At 73.0% G+C, this 15723-nt stretch carries 13 protein-coding genes and 1 tRNA gene; 8 read left to right on the top strand and 6 right to left on the bottom strand.

The window, feature by feature from the left end:
- Positions 1 to 63: 63 nt before the first annotated feature.
- From HPT28_RS11720 to HPT28_RS11710, 3 genes are all read right to left on the bottom strand, one after another.
- Positions 64 to 384, bottom strand: a complete 321-nt coding sequence (locus HPT28_RS11720; protein ID WP_219090967.1) for an FmdB family zinc ribbon protein — start codon at positions 382 to 384, stop codon at positions 64 to 66.
- Positions 385 to 450: 66 nt separating this feature from the next.
- Entirely contained in the window at positions 451 to 1722 is a 1272-nt protein-coding gene (locus HPT28_RS11715) for an MFS transporter (RefSeq protein ID WP_308119176.1), read from the bottom strand.
- A gap of 318 nt (positions 1723 to 2040) precedes the next feature.
- Positions 2041 to 3630 carry a potassium/proton antiporter gene (locus tag HPT28_RS11710; protein ID WP_219090997.1) on the bottom strand — a complete coding sequence of 530 codons (1590 nt, stop codon included), beginning with the start codon at positions 3628 to 3630 and terminating at the stop codon, positions 2041 to 2043.
- A 440-nt stretch (positions 3631 to 4070) separates the two neighbouring features.
- On the opposite strand from HPT28_RS11710, the gene HPT28_RS11705 reads away from it, so the two are divergent.
- Positions 4071 to 6878: a penicillin acylase family protein gene (locus tag HPT28_RS11705; RefSeq protein WP_219090966.1), complete on the top strand. Its 2808-nt coding sequence runs from the start codon at positions 4071 to 4073 to the stop codon at positions 6876 to 6878.
- On the opposite strand, the gene HPT28_RS11700 is transcribed toward HPT28_RS11705, so the two are convergent.
- Positions 6868 to 7566, bottom strand: coding sequence for a 5-formyltetrahydrofolate cyclo-ligase (locus HPT28_RS11700; RefSeq protein WP_219090965.1), 699 nt, complete (start codon positions 7564 to 7566; stop codon positions 6868 to 6870). The two genes, HPT28_RS11705 and HPT28_RS11700, sit on opposite strands and share 11 nt — an antisense overlap.
- A gap of 144 nt (positions 7567 to 7710) precedes the next feature.
- Here HPT28_RS11700 and galU point away from each other — a divergent pair, with 144 nt between their 5' ends.
- The 7 genes from galU to HPT28_RS11665 all read left to right on the top strand — a co-directional run bounded on the left by galU (position 7711) and on the right by HPT28_RS11665 (position 13120).
- Positions 7711 to 8667 (top strand): UTP--glucose-1-phosphate uridylyltransferase GalU, encoded by a 957-nt coding sequence (gene galU, locus HPT28_RS11695; RefSeq protein ID WP_219090964.1) that lies wholly within the window; start codon positions 7711 to 7713, stop codon positions 8665 to 8667.
- Positions 8664 to 10001, top strand: coding sequence for a gephyrin-like molybdotransferase Glp (gene glp, locus HPT28_RS11690; RefSeq protein ID WP_219090963.1), 1338 nt, complete (start codon positions 8664 to 8666; stop codon positions 9999 to 10001). The genes galU and glp overlap by 4 nt, the downstream gene beginning before the upstream one ends.
- Positions 10002 to 10123: 122 nt before the next feature.
- Complete coding sequence (gene moaC, locus HPT28_RS11685) at positions 10124 to 10609, top strand: cyclic pyranopterin monophosphate synthase MoaC (protein WP_219090962.1); 486 nt, start codon at positions 10124 to 10126, stop codon at positions 10607 to 10609.
- On the top strand, positions 10594 to 11106 hold the full coding sequence (locus tag HPT28_RS11680) for a molybdenum cofactor biosynthesis protein B (RefSeq protein WP_374226954.1): 513 nt from the start codon (positions 10594 to 10596) through the stop codon (positions 11104 to 11106). The genes moaC and HPT28_RS11680 overlap by 16 nt, the downstream gene beginning before the upstream one ends.
- On the top strand, positions 11103 to 11729 hold the full coding sequence (locus tag HPT28_RS11675) for a GNAT family N-acetyltransferase (protein ID WP_219090996.1): 627 nt from the start codon (positions 11103 to 11105) through the stop codon (positions 11727 to 11729). The genes HPT28_RS11680 and HPT28_RS11675 overlap by 4 nt, the downstream gene beginning before the upstream one ends.
- A gap of 181 nt (positions 11730 to 11910) precedes the next feature.
- The gene (locus HPT28_RS11670; protein ID WP_219090960.1) at positions 11911 to 12987 is read left to right on the top strand and encodes a hypothetical protein; all 1077 of its coding nucleotides are present in this window, start codon (positions 11911 to 11913) and stop codon (positions 12985 to 12987) included.
- A gap of 59 nt (positions 12988 to 13046) precedes the next feature.
- A tRNA-Ala gene (locus HPT28_RS11665) sits at positions 13047 to 13120 on the top strand.
- A 234-nt stretch (positions 13121 to 13354) separates the two neighbouring features.
- Here the strand turns inward: HPT28_RS11665 and HPT28_RS11660 are convergent.
- Positions 13355 to 15178: a hypothetical protein gene (locus HPT28_RS11660; RefSeq protein WP_219090959.1), complete on the bottom strand. Its 1824-nt coding sequence runs from the start codon at positions 15176 to 15178 to the stop codon at positions 13355 to 13357.
- Positions 15175 to 15702, bottom strand: coding sequence for a hypothetical protein (locus HPT28_RS11655; protein ID WP_219090958.1), 528 nt, complete (start codon positions 15700 to 15702; stop codon positions 15175 to 15177). Before HPT28_RS11655 ends, HPT28_RS11660 begins: the two co-directional genes overlap by 4 nt.
- Positions 15703 to 15723 lie beyond the last annotated feature (21 nt).

Genomic DNA, 15723 nt, shown 5'->3' with positions numbered 1-15723 from the left:
GCGGCGGCACCCCGCGAGGGGCTCGCCCCGCCGGGCGGCGGGTGGAAGGCGTGCGAGCGGGGTTCAGGCCGCGGGCGAGGCGGCCTTGGGCTTCGACTCGCTCTTGGCCGCGCCCTTGTCCGACGAGGAGCCGGACGAGGAGTCCGAGGAGCCGGACGAGCTCGACGAGCCCGAGGAGCTCGACGACGGCGTGCTGCTGGACGACGAGCCGCGGCTGTCGTTCCGGTAGAACCCGGAGCCCTTGAACACGATGCCGACGGCGGAGAACACCTTCTTCAGGCGCCCCGAGCAGCTCGGGCACTCGGTGAGGGCGTCGTCGGTGAACTTCTGCACCGCCTCGTGGCCCTCGCCGCACTCGGTGCACTGGTACTGGTACGTCGGCACTTGCTCCTCCTGGCACTCGTCTCTATGGAGTGCTAACGACGCTCCATGGTGCAGTATTCCGGCGGCTTAGTCCACTGCAACGGTCACACGGTGACCGGCGCCACGTGCCGCGACCGTCGACTCGGAGCCCTGGGCGGGGCGCGGCGCGAGGTGCGCGCGCAGGGTGTTGACGGCCAGCGCGGCCAGTGCCGTGCCGATGAGCGGAACCGTGAAACCGGCCGCCGCGCCGAAACCGTCGGCGAGCTGCCCGGCCGTGGTGGCCGCGGCGGCCTGCCCCAGGGCGACGGCGCCGGTGAGCCAGGTGAAGGCCTCCGTGCGGGACCTCGCCGGGACGAGCTGCTCGACGAGCGTGAACCCGGTGATCATGGCCGGGGCCACGGCGAGGCCGACGAGCAGGCCGACGGCCCCGAGCACGGCGGTGGTGCCCGCCGAGGCGGCGAACCACAGCGGCACCGTCATCAGGGCCAGTACGGCCGAGGCGCGGGGGAGCCGCCGGTGGGGTGCGGAGCGCCAGACGATGACGCCGCAGGCCACACCCGCGAGCATGTTGCCGCCCGCGAAGACGCCGTAGAGCAGGCCGTTCGCTCCGGGCTGGCCGATGGACTCGGTGAAGGCGGTCAGGGAGACCTGCATGCCCCCGAACACGGCGCCGATGCCGAGGAAGACGGGGATGAGGACGCGCACGCCCGGTACGGCGAGGGCCGAGCGCCCCGAGCGCTCGGTGCCCGGTGCGCGGTGCGCGGGCGGTGCGGTGCGGGACTGGGCCGCGAAGAGGAGCCCGCCGACGACGGTCAGCGCGGCCTCGGCGGTGAGCCCGGCGGCGGGGTGGACGCCGGTGCACAGCGCGGTGGCCAGGACGGGACCGACGACGAAGGTCAGCTCGTCGGTGACGGACTCGAACGCGGCGGCCGTCGGCAGCAGCGGGCCGCCGTTCAGCCGGTGCGCCCAGCGGGCCCGCACCATGGGGCCGACCTGCGGGACCGAGGCGCCGGTGGGCACGGCGGTCAGCAACAGCGACCACAGCGGGGCCTCGGCGAGCGCGAGGAAGATGAGAAGGGTGACGGCGGCGGCGTGCAGGACGGCGCCGGGGACGAGTACGGCGCGCTGTCCGAACCGGTCGGCGAGCTTGCCGGCCTGCGGCGCGCACAGGGCCATCGAGACGCCGGTGGCCGCGGAGACGGCGCCGGCGGTGCCGAAGGAGCCGGTGGTGTGCTGGACGAGCAGCACGATGCCGATGGTGAGCATCGCGAACGGCTGTCGGGCCAGGAAGCCGGGGATCAGAAACGACCAGGCACCGGGGGTGCGCAGCAACTGACGGTAGCCGGGCTTGGAGGCCACGGCCGGGCCTTTCTGCCGCCTGGTAGTGCGCGCCCGGGTCTGCGGGCCGTCTTGCGCACCGAGAGCCGTCCTCTCGCACCTCCGGACGGATCTCACGTCGGCGGGTGCCGGCTCTGCATCAGGCAGGGTCGGGAAACCATGTCTTTGTACATCGAGTGTAACCAGTGAGTACAGCCTGGCATTCCAAGGCCAGGAGCGGCAATCTCGCAGACAGCCCTCGGCCCGGCCTCCGGGCGGCCCGGGTCACCGGCAGCGGCCCGGACCACCGGCCGTAAGCGCCACCGCCAGTCCGAGCCGCCAACCGCGCCTAGGCCCGGGTCAACGGCTCGGCGCCGAGCGGCCCGGCGGGCCGGAGGCGCCGGGCGGTCCGGGGTGGGGGCGTCGTCCCAGCCAGCCGGCGAGCTTGCCGCCGCGTCCGACGGCGATCAGCCGCCGTTCCGCCTGGTCCCGCACCGCGTCGGTGGCGACGACGAGGAGGTCGTCGCCCCGCATCAGCACCGTCGTCGGCGTGGGGACGAAGCTCCTGCCGTTGCGCACGACGAGGGTGACGGCCGATCCCGGGGGCAGCCGCAGCTCGGACACCTCCACGCCGTGCATGCGGGAGGCCGCCGGGATGGACACGGACAGCAGGTGCCCGCGCAGCCGTTCCAGTGGCGCGGACTCGATGTCCACGTCCATGGTCGTGTCCCCGTTGCCGATCCGCAGCCGGCGGGCGAGCCAGGGCAGCGTCGGCCCCTGGACCAGCGTGTAGACGACGACGAGCACGAAGACGATGTTGAAGATCCGGTCGCTCTGTTCGAGCCCGGCGACCATGGGGATCGTCGCGAGCACAATCGGGACGGCGCCGCGCAGCCCCGCCCAGGACATGAGCATCTGCTGGCGCCAGGGCATGCGGAACGGGGTGAGGCTCAGCACGACGGACAGCGGCCGGGCGACGAGCGTGAGGGCCAGCCCGATCAGGATGGCCGGCCAGAAGTCGTCGAGCAGGTCGCTGGGGGTGACGAGGAGCCCCAGCAGGACGAACAGGCCGATCTGGGCGATCCAGGCCACCCCGTCGGCGAAGCCGCGCACGGCGGGGCGGTGGGGGAGCTTGGCGTTCCCGAGGATGAGGCCGGTGATGTAGGTCGCGAGGAAGCCGCTGCCGTGGGCGAGGGCGCCGACGGCGTAGGAGAGCACGCAGAGAGCCAGGACGGCGATCGGGTAGAGGCCGGAGGCGGGCAGGGCGATGTGCCGCAGGCCGAGCTCGCCCAGCTTGCCGACGACGCCGCCCGCGATGATGCCGATGGCGAGCTGGAGCACGATCGTGCCGATGAGCGCGTACCAGGGCTGCGGGTCGGTCGCCAGGGCGGAGAAGGCCACGACGAGGATGACGACGGGCGCGTCGTTGAAGCCGGACTCGGCTTCCAGCATGCCGCTGAGCCTGCGCGGCAGGGGGATCACCCGCAGGACGGAGAAGACGGCGGCGGCGTCGGTGGACGAGACGACGGCGCCGAGAACCAGGGACAACTGCCAGGACAACCCCACGAGATAGTGCGCCGCCGCCGCGGTGACGAGCACGCTGACCCCGACGCCGACGGTCGCCAGGACCGCCGCTCCGCCCACCGCCGGGCGGATCTCCCGCCATTTCGTGGCGAGCCCGCCCTCCGCGAGGATCATCACCAGGGCCGCGTAGCCGAGGACCTGCATGAGTTCGGGGTCGCTGAACTGCACGCCCAGGCCGTCCTGGCCCATGGCGACGCCGATCCCCAGGTAGATGAGCAGCGTCGGCAGCCCGCTGCGGGTGGAGAGCCGGACGGCGGCCACGGCGACCAGGAGGACGAGGGCGCAGGCGAGCAGGAGTTCGTTGAGGCGGTCGACAGTCAGGGGCCGTTCCTCTCTTCTCGGGCTCCGGCGGAACCCAGGGGGGATCCGGCGGGTGTCTGACGGGCGGGCGTCCGGCCGGTGGGCCGGGGCGGTCGCGGACGACGTCCGGGGCGCGCGGCCCGGACGACGACGCGGCGCTCCGGGGCGCGGCACTCGCGGGAGGTGCGGGCGCCCGGGTCCGACGAGCGCCGCGTCTGGCTGCGGTGGTTCATCTGAGCCGGCCGTGCGCGAGTCCGCTGGCGTGCCCCGCTGTCATGCCCTCTTGTCGTGCAAAGATCGGGTAAATATTCGTTGCCTAGTCTAACAATCTACCATCGGTTGATCGGCGGACGCAGGCGGACGCCTCGGCCCCGGCCCCGATGCCCCGCAAGAGCCCGCTCCCCGGGCGCCTAGAGTTGCTCCAGCACGGATCCCCCGGAGTCCCAGCCCCGGAATCCGCCGGAATCCACCGGCCGTAACGTCCCACCCTGCCCCGAAGGACAGCGATGCCCGCTCTGAAACGGTCCCGGCGCGCCCGCCTGGTTGTGATCACTCTGGTGCTGCTGCTCGTCGGGGGGCTGGTCGCCGGCGGCGTCTGGACGGTCGGCACCGTTCGCGACTCCTTCCCGCAGACGACGGGCTCCGTCAAGCTGGAGGGTCTGTCCGGCACGGTCGAGGTCAAACGCGACGCCAACGGCATACCGCAGGTCTACGCCGGGAGCACCGAGGACCTGTTCATGGCGCAGGGCTACGTCCACGCCCAGGACCGCTTCTGGGAGATGGACGTCCGGCGCCACACCACCTCCGGGCGGCTCTCCGAGATGTTCGGCGAGGGCCAGGTCCGCACCGACGCCTTCCTGCGCACGCTCGGCTGGCACGACGTGGCGAAGGAGGAGTACGAGACCAAGCTCTCCGAGGAGACCAGGAACCACCTCAAGGCGTACTCCGCGGGCGTCAACGCCTATCTGGAGGATCACGGCGGCTCCGGGCTGTCCCTGGAGTACGCGTTCCTCGGCTTCGTCAACAAGGGCTACGAGCCCGAGCCGTGGACGCCCGTCGACTCCGTGGCCTGGCTGAAGGCCATGGCCTGGGATCTGCGGGGCAACCTCAGGCAGGAGGTCGACCGCTCCCTGATGTCGACCCGCCTGGACGAGGAGCAGATCGAGGACCTCTACCCCGCCTACCCCTACGACCGGCACCGCCCGATCGTCGAGGGCGGCGGCGTCGGCGAGGACGACACCTTCTCCCCGGACGGTGCCCCGGCCACCGGTGACGGCGACGCCCAGGCCCCCGACGGCGGGGCCACGCCGGACTCGTCGGGCGACGGCACCCAGGACCCGGCCGGTTCCGAGGGCGGCCAGGGCTCGGCGGGCGAGAGCACGCCGGACGGGGCCGACGCCGACGGCGTGCGGACGCAGCTGGGCGGCATCGCCGACTCGCTCGACGCGCTGCCCTCCCTCCTCGGCCCCAACGGCAGCGGCATCGGCTCCAACTCCTGGGTCGTCTCCGGCGAGTACACGACCACCGGCCGCCCGCTGCTCGCCAACGACCCACACCTCGCGCCGCAACTGCCCTCGGTCTGGTACCAGATGGGCCTGCACTGCACGAAGGTCAGCGAGGAGTGCCCCTACGACGTCTCAGGCTTCACCTTCTCCGGCATGCCCGGCGTCGTCATCGGCCACAACCAGGACATCTCCTGGGGCATGACCAACCTCGGCGCCGACGTCACCGACCTGTACCTGGAGAAGATCGAGGACGGCACCTACCTCTACGACGGCGAGCAGGTCCCGTACGAGACGCGCACCGAGGTGATCAAGGTCGCGGGCGGCGAGGACCGGGAGATCACCGTGCGCTCCACCCGGCACGGCCCGATCATCTCCGACCGCGACACCGAGCTGTCCCGCGTCGGCGAGAGCGCGCCCATCACCGGGGCCGCCCCCGACCGCGGCGACGGCTACGCCGTCTCGCTGAGCTGGACCGCGCTGGAGCCCTCCGCGACGATGGACGCCCTCTTCGCGCTCAACCGGGCGGCCGACTTCGAGGACTTCCGGGCCGCCGCCCGCGACTTCGCCGTCCCGTCCCAGAACCTGATCTACGCCGACACCCAGGGCAACATCGGTTACCAGGCCCCCGGCCGCATCCCGACACGGGGCAAGGGCGACGGCCGGTACCCGGCGCCCGGCTGGGACCCGGACTACGAGTGGACGGGCTTCGTCCCCCAGGAGGCGCTGCCCTACGAGTACAACCCGGAGCGCGGCTACGTCGTGACCGCGAACCAGGCCGTCATCGACCGGGAGCGCTACCCCTACCTCCTCACCGACGACTGGAGCTACGGCGCCCGCAGCCAGCGGATCAACGACCTCATCCAGTCGAAGATCAAGGAGGGCGGGAAGATCTCCATGGACGACATGCAGACCATGCAGTCCGACAACAGCAGTGAGATCGCCAAGCTCCTCGTCCCGTACCTGCTGAAGATCGACGTCAGCGACCCCTACGTCCGCGAGGCCCAACAGCTCCTGGAGGGCTGGGACTACACGCAGAGCGCAGACTCCGCCCCGGCCGCCTACTTCAACGGCGTCTGGCGCAACCTGCTGAGGCTGGCCTTCGGTGACAAGCTGCCGAAGGAACTGCGGGTCGAGGGCGAGTGCCTGCGGGTGCGCCCCGCCGACGACTCCGGCCCGCTGGAGGACCTGGACGGCACCCCCCGCACCGTTCCCGAGTGCGGCGAGCGCGACCCCGACACGGCGCAGCCCGACGGCGGCGACCGCTGGTTCGAGGTCGTCCGACGGCTGCTGGAGGACCCGGAGAACGACTGGTGGACCGCGCGCGCCGACGGGCTGGAGAGCCCGGCCGCCAAGGGCCGCGACGACGTGCTGGCCCGGGCCCTGAAGGACGCCCGCTGGGAGCTCACGACCAAGCTGGGCAAGAACATCGACACCTGGAGCTGGGGCCGGCTGCACCGGCTGATGCTGGAGAACCAGACCCTCGGCACCGAGGGCCCCGGCCTGGTACAGCGTCTCCTCAACCGCGGTCCCTGGGAACTGCCCGGCGGCAAGGACGCCGTCAACGCCACCGGCTGGAACGCGGCCGGCGGCTACGACGTCGTCTGGGTGCCGTCGATGCGGATGGTCGTGAACCTGGAGGACTTCGACAAGTCCCGCTGGATCAACCTCACCGGCGCCTCCGGCCACGCCTACCACCCGAACTACACGGACCAGACCGATCTGTGGGCGGAGGGCGAGCTGCTGCCCTGGGCCTACAGCGAGGAGGCCGTAGCGGAGGCGACCGAGGACACGATGGCGCTCACTCCCTAGCCGCCCCCGGCCCCGCCCCCGGCCCCCGGCCGCCGGCGGGTCGGCCCGTGTCGGGCGTGCGCCGGAAACGGTGCACGCCCGACGGCGTCACGGCGGCGTGCACCGGCCGGTCGTGCGGCTCGGCGGGCACCTCGGGAAGCAGCTCGTGGTCGTAGAGCAGGACGACGAGCGCGGGCCGCGCCCCGGCCGCCGCCAGCCGGGCCAGTACCCGGTCGTACGAGCCTCCGCCCCGGCCCAGCCGCAGCCCGCCCCGGTCCACCGCGAGCCCCGGCAGCAGGACGGCGTCCGCCCCGGTGACGGCCTCCGGACCCAGCGGCCTCCCGGTGGGCTCCCACAGCCCGCGCCCGGCGCGGCGGAGCGACCCCGGCCCGGCGTACTCGGCCCAGTCCAGGTCGTTGTCCGGCAGCAGGACGGGCAGGAGCACCCGGACGCCGCGCGCCCGCAGGGCGTCCAGCAGCTGCCGCGTCCCGGGCTCGGCCCCGATCGACACGTACGCGGCCACCGTGCCCGCCCCGGCCAGCTCCGGCAGGTCCAGGGCCCGCCCGGCCAGAACCGCGGCGGACCGCGCCGCGTCCTCTTCGGACAGGGACCTGCGCCGCGCCAGCAGCGTGCGGCGCAGGTCCCGCTTCGGCGGGCCGGACGGAGGCGGGCCGGGGCGGTCGTCGTCCGTGTGGTGCTGGTGATCCATGTCCGGTTCCTCACTCCCGGGCCCGCGCCGTCCGGGGCCGCCGCTCGTCCGTCCGACCGCATGGTGCCACCGCCAGGGTGGCGCCCCGAGCAGGGCCGCCCGGCATCCGCCCGCAGCCGCAAATGCACCAGATAGGGTTCCTCCATGACTGAGACACGTCCTTTGATCCGCAAGGCCGTCATCCCGGCAGCCGGTCTCGGCACCCGTTTCCTACCCGCGACCAAGGCCACACCGAAAGAGATGTTGCCGGTCGTGGACAAGCCCGCGATCCAGTACGTCGTCGAGGAAGCGGTGTCCGCGGGGCTGACGGACGTGCTCATGGTCACCGGACGCAACAAGCGTCCCCTCGAGGACCACTTCGACCGCAACTACGAGCTGGAAGAGGTCCTGCGCACCAAGGGCGACGAGGCCAAGCTCGGCCGGGTGCAGGAGTCCAGCGAGCTGGCCACCATGCACTACGTCCGCCAGGGCGACCCGAAGGGCCTTGGCCACGCCGTCCTGTGCGCCGCCCCGCACGTCGGCGACGAGCCCTTCGCCGTCCTCCTCGGCGACGATCTCATCGACCCCCGCGACCCGCTGCTGGCCCGCATGACCGAGGTCCGGGAGCGGCACGGCGGCAGCGTCATCGCCCTCATGGAGGTCGACCCGGACAACATCCACCTCTACGGCTGCGCCGCCGTGGACAGCACCCGGGACGACGGCGTCTTCGCCGTGCGGGACCTGGTGGAGAAGCCGGCCGTGGCCGCCGCACCGAGCAACCTCGCCATCATCGGCCGCTACGTTCTCGACCCCGCGGTCTTCGACGTCCTCCGGCGCACCGAGCCCGGGCGCGGCGGCGAGATCCAGCTCACCGACGCCCTCCAGGCCCTCGCCGCCGACCCGTCACTCGGCGGGCCCGTGCACGGCGTCGTCTTCCGCGGTCGTCGCTACGACACCGGTGACCGCGGCGACTACCTGCGCTCCATCGTCCGGCTCGCCTGCGAGCGCGAGGACCTCGGGCCGGAGTTCCGTTCCTGGCTGCGGGAGTTCGTCGCCAAGGAGATGGCGCCCTCGGTGGACGGCGCCCCGGAACCCCTCATCCAGGAGGCCGTGCGGCTGTGACCGACGTCTGGTCCGTCGACGACCATCTCGCGGACGTCCTCGGCTCGGTCCGTCCGCTGGAGCCCATCGAGCTGCCCCTGCTGGAGGCGCAGGGCTGCGTGCTGGTCGAGGACGTCCTCGTGCCCGCCGCGCTCCCGCCCTTCGACAACAGCTCCATGGACGGGTACGCCGTGCGTACGGCCGACGTCCACGGCGCCGGCGCCGAGTTCCCGGCCGTGCTGACGGTCGTCGGCGACGTGGCGGCGGGCAGCACCGACCTGCCCGTCGTCGCCCCCGGGCAGGCCGCCCGGATCATGACGGGCGCCCCGCTGCCGCCCGGAGCCGAGGCCGTCGTCCCCGTGGAGTGGACCGACGGCGGCACCGGCGGCGGCCCGGCCGACGCGATGACCGCGCACGCCGCCGACCCCTCGGGCGCCGGCGGTGAGGTCCGCGTCCACCGTCCCGTGCGGGCGGGGCAGTACGTCCGCAGCCGGGGCAGCGACGTGCGCGCCGGCACGCTCGCGCTGCCCGCCGGCACCGTCCTCGGCGCCCCACAGCTCGGCCTGCTGGCCGCCATCGGACGGGCCTCGGTCCCGGTGCGGCCCCGGCCGCGCGTCGTCGTCATGTCCACCGGCAGCGAGCTCGTCGCCCCCGGCGAGGAGCTGGGCACCGGCCGCATCCACGACTCCAACAGCTACGTCCTCACCGCCGCCGCCCGGGACGCCGGTGGCCTGCCCTACCGCGTGGGCGCCGTCGCCGACGACGCCGACTCCCTGCGCGCCGCCCTGGAGGACCAACTCTCCCGTGCCGACGTGATCGTCACCAGCGGCGGGGTGAGCGTCGGCGCGTACGACGTCGTCAAGGAGGCGCTCAGCGGCGTCGGCTCGGCACCGGGCGACGACCTCGTGGCCTGGGGCGGCGGCGTCGAGTTCCGTCGGCTGGCCATGCAGCCCGGCAAGCCGCAGGGCTTCGGCCTCATCGGCGCCGACCGGGTGCCGCTGCTGGCGCTGCCGGGCAACCCGGTGAGCGCGTACGTCTCCTTCGAACTCTTCGTCAGGCCCGTCATCCGCACCCTCATGGGCTGTGCCGAGGTGCACCGGCCCCGGGCGCGGGCAGTGCTCCGGCTCCCGGACGGCGCCCCGCTCAGCTCGCCGGAGGGCAAGCGCCAGTTCCTGCGCGGGCGTTACACCCCGCCGGGGGCGGGCGGCACCGGGCCCGGCGAGGTCACCCCGGTGGGCGGGGCCGGTTCGCACCTCATCGCCGCCCTCGCGCACGCCGACTCGCTCATCGTCGTCCCCGAGTCCCTGACCCGGGTGGACGACGGCGAGGAGCTGGAGGTCGTGCCGCTCGGCTGAGCACGGTGCGCGGGCCCTCCGGGTTTCCGGTGTCGTCCGGCCGCCGGGCCAGGGTCTCGGGCGTCCGTTCGCGGCGCGGTCGGCGGCGTCGGCGGACGGCGGGTACGGGTACGGTGCTGCCCATGAACAGCCAGCAGCACCTCACCCACCTCGACGAGTCCGGGGCCGCCCGGATGGTCGACGTCTCCGCGAAGGACGTCACCGCGCGCACCGCGACCGCCAGCGGGCGGGTCCTCGTCGCACCGCGCGTCGTCGAACTGCTGCGCGGCGCCGACGGCGGACTGCCCAAGGGCGACGCGCTCGCCACCGCCCGCATCGCCGGGATCATGGGGGCGAAGAAGACGCCGGAGCTGATCCCGTTGTGCCACCCCCTGGCCGTCTCCGGGGTGAAGGTCGAACTGAACGTCACCGACGACGCCGTGGAGCTCACCGCCACGGTGAAGACCACGGACCGCACGGGCGTCGAGATGGAGGCCCTGACCGCCGTCTCGGTCGCCGCGCTGACGGTCGTGGACATGGTGAAGGCGGTGGACAAGGGCGCGGTCATCACCGACGTCCGGGTGGAGGAGAAGACGGGCGGCAAGTCCGGGGAGTGGAAGCGCTCATGAACCCGACTCCCGTACGCGCGCTGGCCGTGACCGTCTCCAACCGCGCCGCCGCCGGCGTCTACGCCGACACCGGCGGGCCGCTGCTCGCCGAGGGGCTGCGCGCCATGGGCTTCCAGGTGGACGGGCCCAGTGTGGTGCCCGACGGGGACCCGGTCGAGCAGGTCCTGCGCAACGCCGTCTCCGTCGGCTACGACGTCGTCGTCACCACCGGCGGCACCGGACTCACCCCGATGGACCTCACCCCCGAGATGACCCGCCGCGTCCTCGACCACGAGATCCCCGGCATCCCCGAGGCCATCCGGGCCGCCGGGCGGGCGAAGGTCCCCACGGCGGCCCTCTCGCGTGGCCTCGCCGGCGTCGCGGAACGTACCCTGATCGTGAACCTCCCCGGCTCCCGGGGCGGGGTCAAGGACGGCCTGGCCGTCCTCGCCGAGATCCTTCCGCACGCCGTCGACCAGCTGCGCGGCGGCGACCACCCCAGAGGTGAAGCGCACTGAACGCCGTATGGCCGGTCGTGCTGGCGGACGGCGACATCGCCCTCCGCCCCATAAAGGTGCGCGACCAGCGGGCATGGCGGGAGATCAACCAGCGCAACCGCGCTTGGCTGCGCCCGTGGGAGGCCACCGTGCCGCCCGCCCCGCCCGGCCGGTTCCCGCCTCAGCGCCCCACGTACCGGCAGATGGTCCGCCATCTGCGCAGCGAGGCGCAGGCGGGCCGGATGCTGCCCTTCGTCGTCCTGTGGCGCGGGCGCCTCGTCGGCCAGCTCACCGTCGCGGGCATCACCTGGGGGTCGATGTGCTCCGCTCACATCGGCTACTGGATCGACCAGGCCGTGGCCGGGCGCGGCATCACCCCGACGGCGGTCGCCCTGGCCGTGGACCACTGCTTCGGCCCTGTCGGCCTGCACCGCATCGAGATCTGCGTCCGCCCCGAGAACGGGCCGAGCCGCCGGGTGGTCGAGAAGCTGGGCTTCCGGGAGGAGGGCGTCCGGCCGAGCTACCTCCACATCGACGGCGCCTGGCGTGACCACCTCGTGTACGCGCTGACGGCCGAGGAGGTCCCCGAGGGGCTGCTCACCCGCTGGCACTCCCGCTCCCTGCCGGGCACGGCGCAGATGTAGCCGGAGTGAGCAAAGCGGCGCGCCGACAAAAGAATTCGCATAAACGTTCGAATTCCACGCGGTTTCAGTGAATTGCCGGCCTGGGCCAGCAGAGAGAAAGTGTCGAGATGTCAGGCAGATCGTGCGACACACCGCACCGATTGGCTGATACACCTCGTCAAACCCCTCTACGGTGTGAGACGTGAGCAGTAGCGGCCTCATTTACGCAGTCATCGTCGGGGCCTGGGCCGCCTACCTGGTGCCGATGTGGCTCCGCCGTCAGGACGAACTCAACGACGCCCGTCCGACGGAACGGTTCAGCACGGCGATCCGCGCGCTGACCGGACGGATGTCCACCGGCCGGCGCCAGGCCAAGGACGGCGACGACGAGCGGCCGGAGCATCCGGCGCACGAGCGGCCGGACGGCACCCCCGACGCCATCCGGCGCTTCGCCGACCCCGCCGGCGCCCGTGGCCCGGAGCCACACGCCGGCCCGTCAGCCCACGCCGGCCCGGGAGCCGCCGCCCCGGACCCCGGCCTCCCCGCCCACGCGGCCACCCCGGCCCCGGCCACTGCGGACGTCGGCGTGCAGGATCCCGCCGCCCCCCGGTCCGCCCTCACCCCCGAGGAGCGCGCCGCCCGCGCCAAGCTCCTCGGCCGCCGCCGCCGCACCACGATGGTGCTCTTCCTCGCCCTCACCCTCGGCTCCGTCGCCGCCGCCGTGGGCGGCATCCGGTTCCTGTGGGCCCCCGCGCTGCCCGCCGCCCTGCTCACCGCCTGTGTCCTGTACGTCCGCGGCCAGGAGCGCCGCCGCCACGCCGCCCGGCTCGCCAGCGCCCGGCCCGATCAGCAGCAGGCCGAGGCCGCGGCGCGCCGCCTCCGGGAACGCCGCCACGCCGCCGCGGCCGCCACCCCGTCACCCCCCGCCGCCAGCGAGCCCCGGGCCGGCTCCACGCCCACGGACGACCGGCGAGCCCTGGTGGAGGAAACGGACCACGCCGAGTGGGTCGACCAGCAGCGCACGCCCCGCGCCCTGCACGACCCGGACGGCTGGGAGCCCGTCCCCGTCCCGCTGCCCACCTACGTCAACGCCCCGGTGGCTCCCCGCCACGCCTCGGGGGTGGACCTCGGCGCCCCCGACACCTGGAGCTCCGCCCGATCGGAACCCCCCGCGGCCCCCGCCGCCCCCGCGGCCCCCACCGACGACCGCAGGCGCGGCCGCACCCCGCTCTTCGACCAATACGCGGACCACGACCACCCCCGCGCGGCCAACGAGTAGCCCGCCGGCCTGGATTTTCCCGGCGCCCTTCCCAGGTGCTACAGTTTCACCCGTCGCAAGGGCCTGTAGCGCAGTCCGGTAGCGCATCTCGTTCGCAACGAGGGGGTCAGGGGTTCAAATCCCCTCAGGTCCACAGTGCGACTGTTCTTGAGTTCGCTCAGGAAGAGTTCACGAGATCCCGTCCGATCTGATTGATCGGGCGGGATCTCTGCGTTTCCGGGGTCTGTTCGAGGCGGTGTCCGAATGCGGGCGGATCCTGAGGTGGTTGCCGAGGGAGACTGGGCGGCGATCAAGGGGGATCCGGGCGTGTGGGACGCGGCGGGGCCTCTCCTGGGTGTGCGACATCCCGCTGGCTCGTTCTGGGGCGTCAGGGAGTCGTGTCCAGTGTCGCCCTTCTGGGCGGTGGCAGGCCGGCCGCGTCGGGTGGCGGGGGCACGGATCCGTTGGGCGTAGTGATCGCGTGGGTGGCTGCGGTCGCTCGGGTTCCGGTGGTCTGGTGCCAGGTGAAGAGGATGTGCAGGTTGACGCTGCAGACCATCAGCGCGAGGAGGATGGTCTGCGCGACGCGTCCGTGCGCGAGCCTTTTCGTGGGGTCGGAGATGTTGATGCCGTGGCTCTTGGCCCTGCCGTTGAGGCCTTCGATGTTCGCTCGTTCGGGCCGGTAGGCGTCCTGCCAAGTGGGGTGAAGGTAGTGCCGGTCCTGGCGAAACTTGTCGAGCTTGCCGAGGTCACCGGGCCGGACGGTGATCGTGGGTTTTCGGCAGATCCGCGGCAGCTCGTCCTTGGGCAGCGGCCGCAGCCGTTCGCCTTGAGGGATCGGGACGGTGGGCTTGGCCGCAGCGTGTGCGGCGGTGGCCCGTTTGCTGGTGAGGTCTACCGCGGCCGGCCGTGGTGCCGGGACGCGGTGGACCTGGTTGAAGCGGGGACACGACACGGCAGGCGAAGGCCCGCTGGCCGGGCACTGGAGCCTGATTGCGCCCCGCTGGTCCGCGGACTGCTTGAGCCTGAGGAAGTACGGTTCCCGGGCGGCGATCAGATCGCGGAGCTCGTGGCTATCGCTGATGCCGCGTACGGCTCTGTCGTCGAGCCCGGCGGTCGCGTGGGCCAGCGCGTCCGGCATGGCGGGGCAGGCGAGCGATCCGTCGACGAGAAGGGCGCCTTGGTGGGTGCCCTGAACGCCCCGGTGCTGCTGCTTGTAGTCGAGGACCACCTGAGAGCCCATGGTGCGTGCTGGCTGGGCGAAGTGCTCGGTGATCTGGTCGGTGTAGGCGCGGTCGGCCGCCAGCAGTCCGGTCGGGAAACCGAGCGGAGCAAGGCGGGCGAGGGAGTGGACCGCGTTCGGGCCGATGCGTTTGCCTGGGGTGTCCAGGACGAGGCCGAGGGCGAGTTGCGGATGGCGGCTGACGCGTTCCCCGGCCTGCGCGTGCCCCGCGGGGTGCCGTCGGCTGGAGGCGACCAGAAGGCTGGCAGAGTGTCCGAAGATCCCTTCCTCGGCACCTCCGCAGTAGTGCCAGCCGGCGGTGAGTTCAACGGAGGCCAAACCCCGTCGTTCCTGGGGCGGCTGGTGCCAGGCGGGGATCGGGGTGGTGTCGGCGGCGATGTCGCCCCGCCAGCCCTTGAACAGGCCCCGGCGGTGGGCGAGGCGGACGGTGATCAGCACCAGACGATCACTGACTTCCTGGAGCAGCTCCCGCCGACGTGTGCGCTCTGCGTCCGTGTCCTCCCAGGCGGCTGCCACGATTCCGGCCTCCTCGGCGGGAAGCCGGCGTCGCCGGTCCCAGCGCAGGGGGTCGAGGGCGGTGGTCAGCCGGTCGAAGGAACGATAGACGCGGCGGGAGAACGCGATCCTGGCGTGGGCATCGGCACGACTGCTGTCTGGAACACCGAGCCAGGTCCGCGCGGGGCCCCGCAGCTCATCAAGCAGCACCCGGCAGACGTCCGCCAGGCTGGCGCTTCGGTGATAGTGCAACGCCAGCAACAACCCCACCAGCACGGTCCGCACCGGGAGCCCCTTCGGGCCTGGTCGGCCTTGCAGCTCGGTGTCGATCAGCCCGAGGACTCCGGACTCGTGGAGCAGTGCATCAAGCTGGCCGACCTTGGAGTCGGGGATAAGGGCGGGCGCGTCGGTGACCGGCCGAGGGCGGCACCGCTTGATCTTCTCCGGGTTTCGCCAGGACCGGGGCCTGGTCACCTTTCCTCCGGGCCTCGCAGGAGCCGGGCCGCGGTCACCTCGTCCACGGGCGCCACCAGGTGCTGCCAGCGGGCCAGGGACGCGGCGGAAGAGAGCCCGGCCGCCTGGGCGATCAGAGGGTGATCGATATGCGCGCGCATCAGCTCGACGATCCACGTTGCCCGCAACCGGCCCACCGACACCGCAGGCAGATCCCGCGGCCGGTGGAGCAGGGACCAGGAGCCGATCAAGTTCTTCGCGTACTCGACGGTCCGCCTCGGCCGGAACAAGTACCCACCGCCCGCCCTCTCTGCCAGCTCACTCAGAACCGGATCCCAGGCGGCCCGGGCCACGAGTGGAACCAGCCGCTCGACGCCCTTGTGCAGCAGCGGCCCGTCGACGCTCGGACGGCGCAGATCGATGCCTCGACTGGCCGCGACCTCCTTCGGCGTCAGCCCCAGACCGGCACCCAGCCCCAGCAGCGCGAGCGCGTCGGCCTTCTGCTGCCGGGGCAGATGGGTGGCCCAGTGCCGCAGGCCCGCCAACTCGGCCGCGGTGTGGGGCCG

This window comes from Streptomyces sp. JJ38, from assembly GCF_019303475.1.
Lineage (GTDB): Bacteria > Actinomycetota > Actinomycetes > Streptomycetales > Streptomycetaceae > Streptomyces.
The sequence above is the reverse complement of the archived record's forward strand: the minus strand, read 5'-3'. Positions and strand labels throughout refer to the sequence as shown.

Excerpts from the sequence above, each read along its gene's own strand:
- HPT28_RS11705 (WP_219090966.1), top strand. The coding sequence starts at position 4,071 with ATGCCCGCTCTGAAACGGTCCCGGCGCGCCCGCCTGGTTGTGATCACT.
- HPT28_RS11700 (WP_219090965.1), bottom strand. The coding sequence starts at position 7,566 with ATGGATCACCAGCACCACACGGACGACGACCGCCCCGGCCCGCCTCCG.
- galU (WP_219090964.1), top strand. The coding sequence starts at position 7,711 with ATGACTGAGACACGTCCTTTGATCCGCAAGGCCGTCATCCCGGCAGCC.
- moaC (WP_219090962.1), top strand. The coding sequence starts at position 10,124 with ATGAACAGCCAGCAGCACCTCACCCACCTCGACGAGTCCGGGGCCGCC.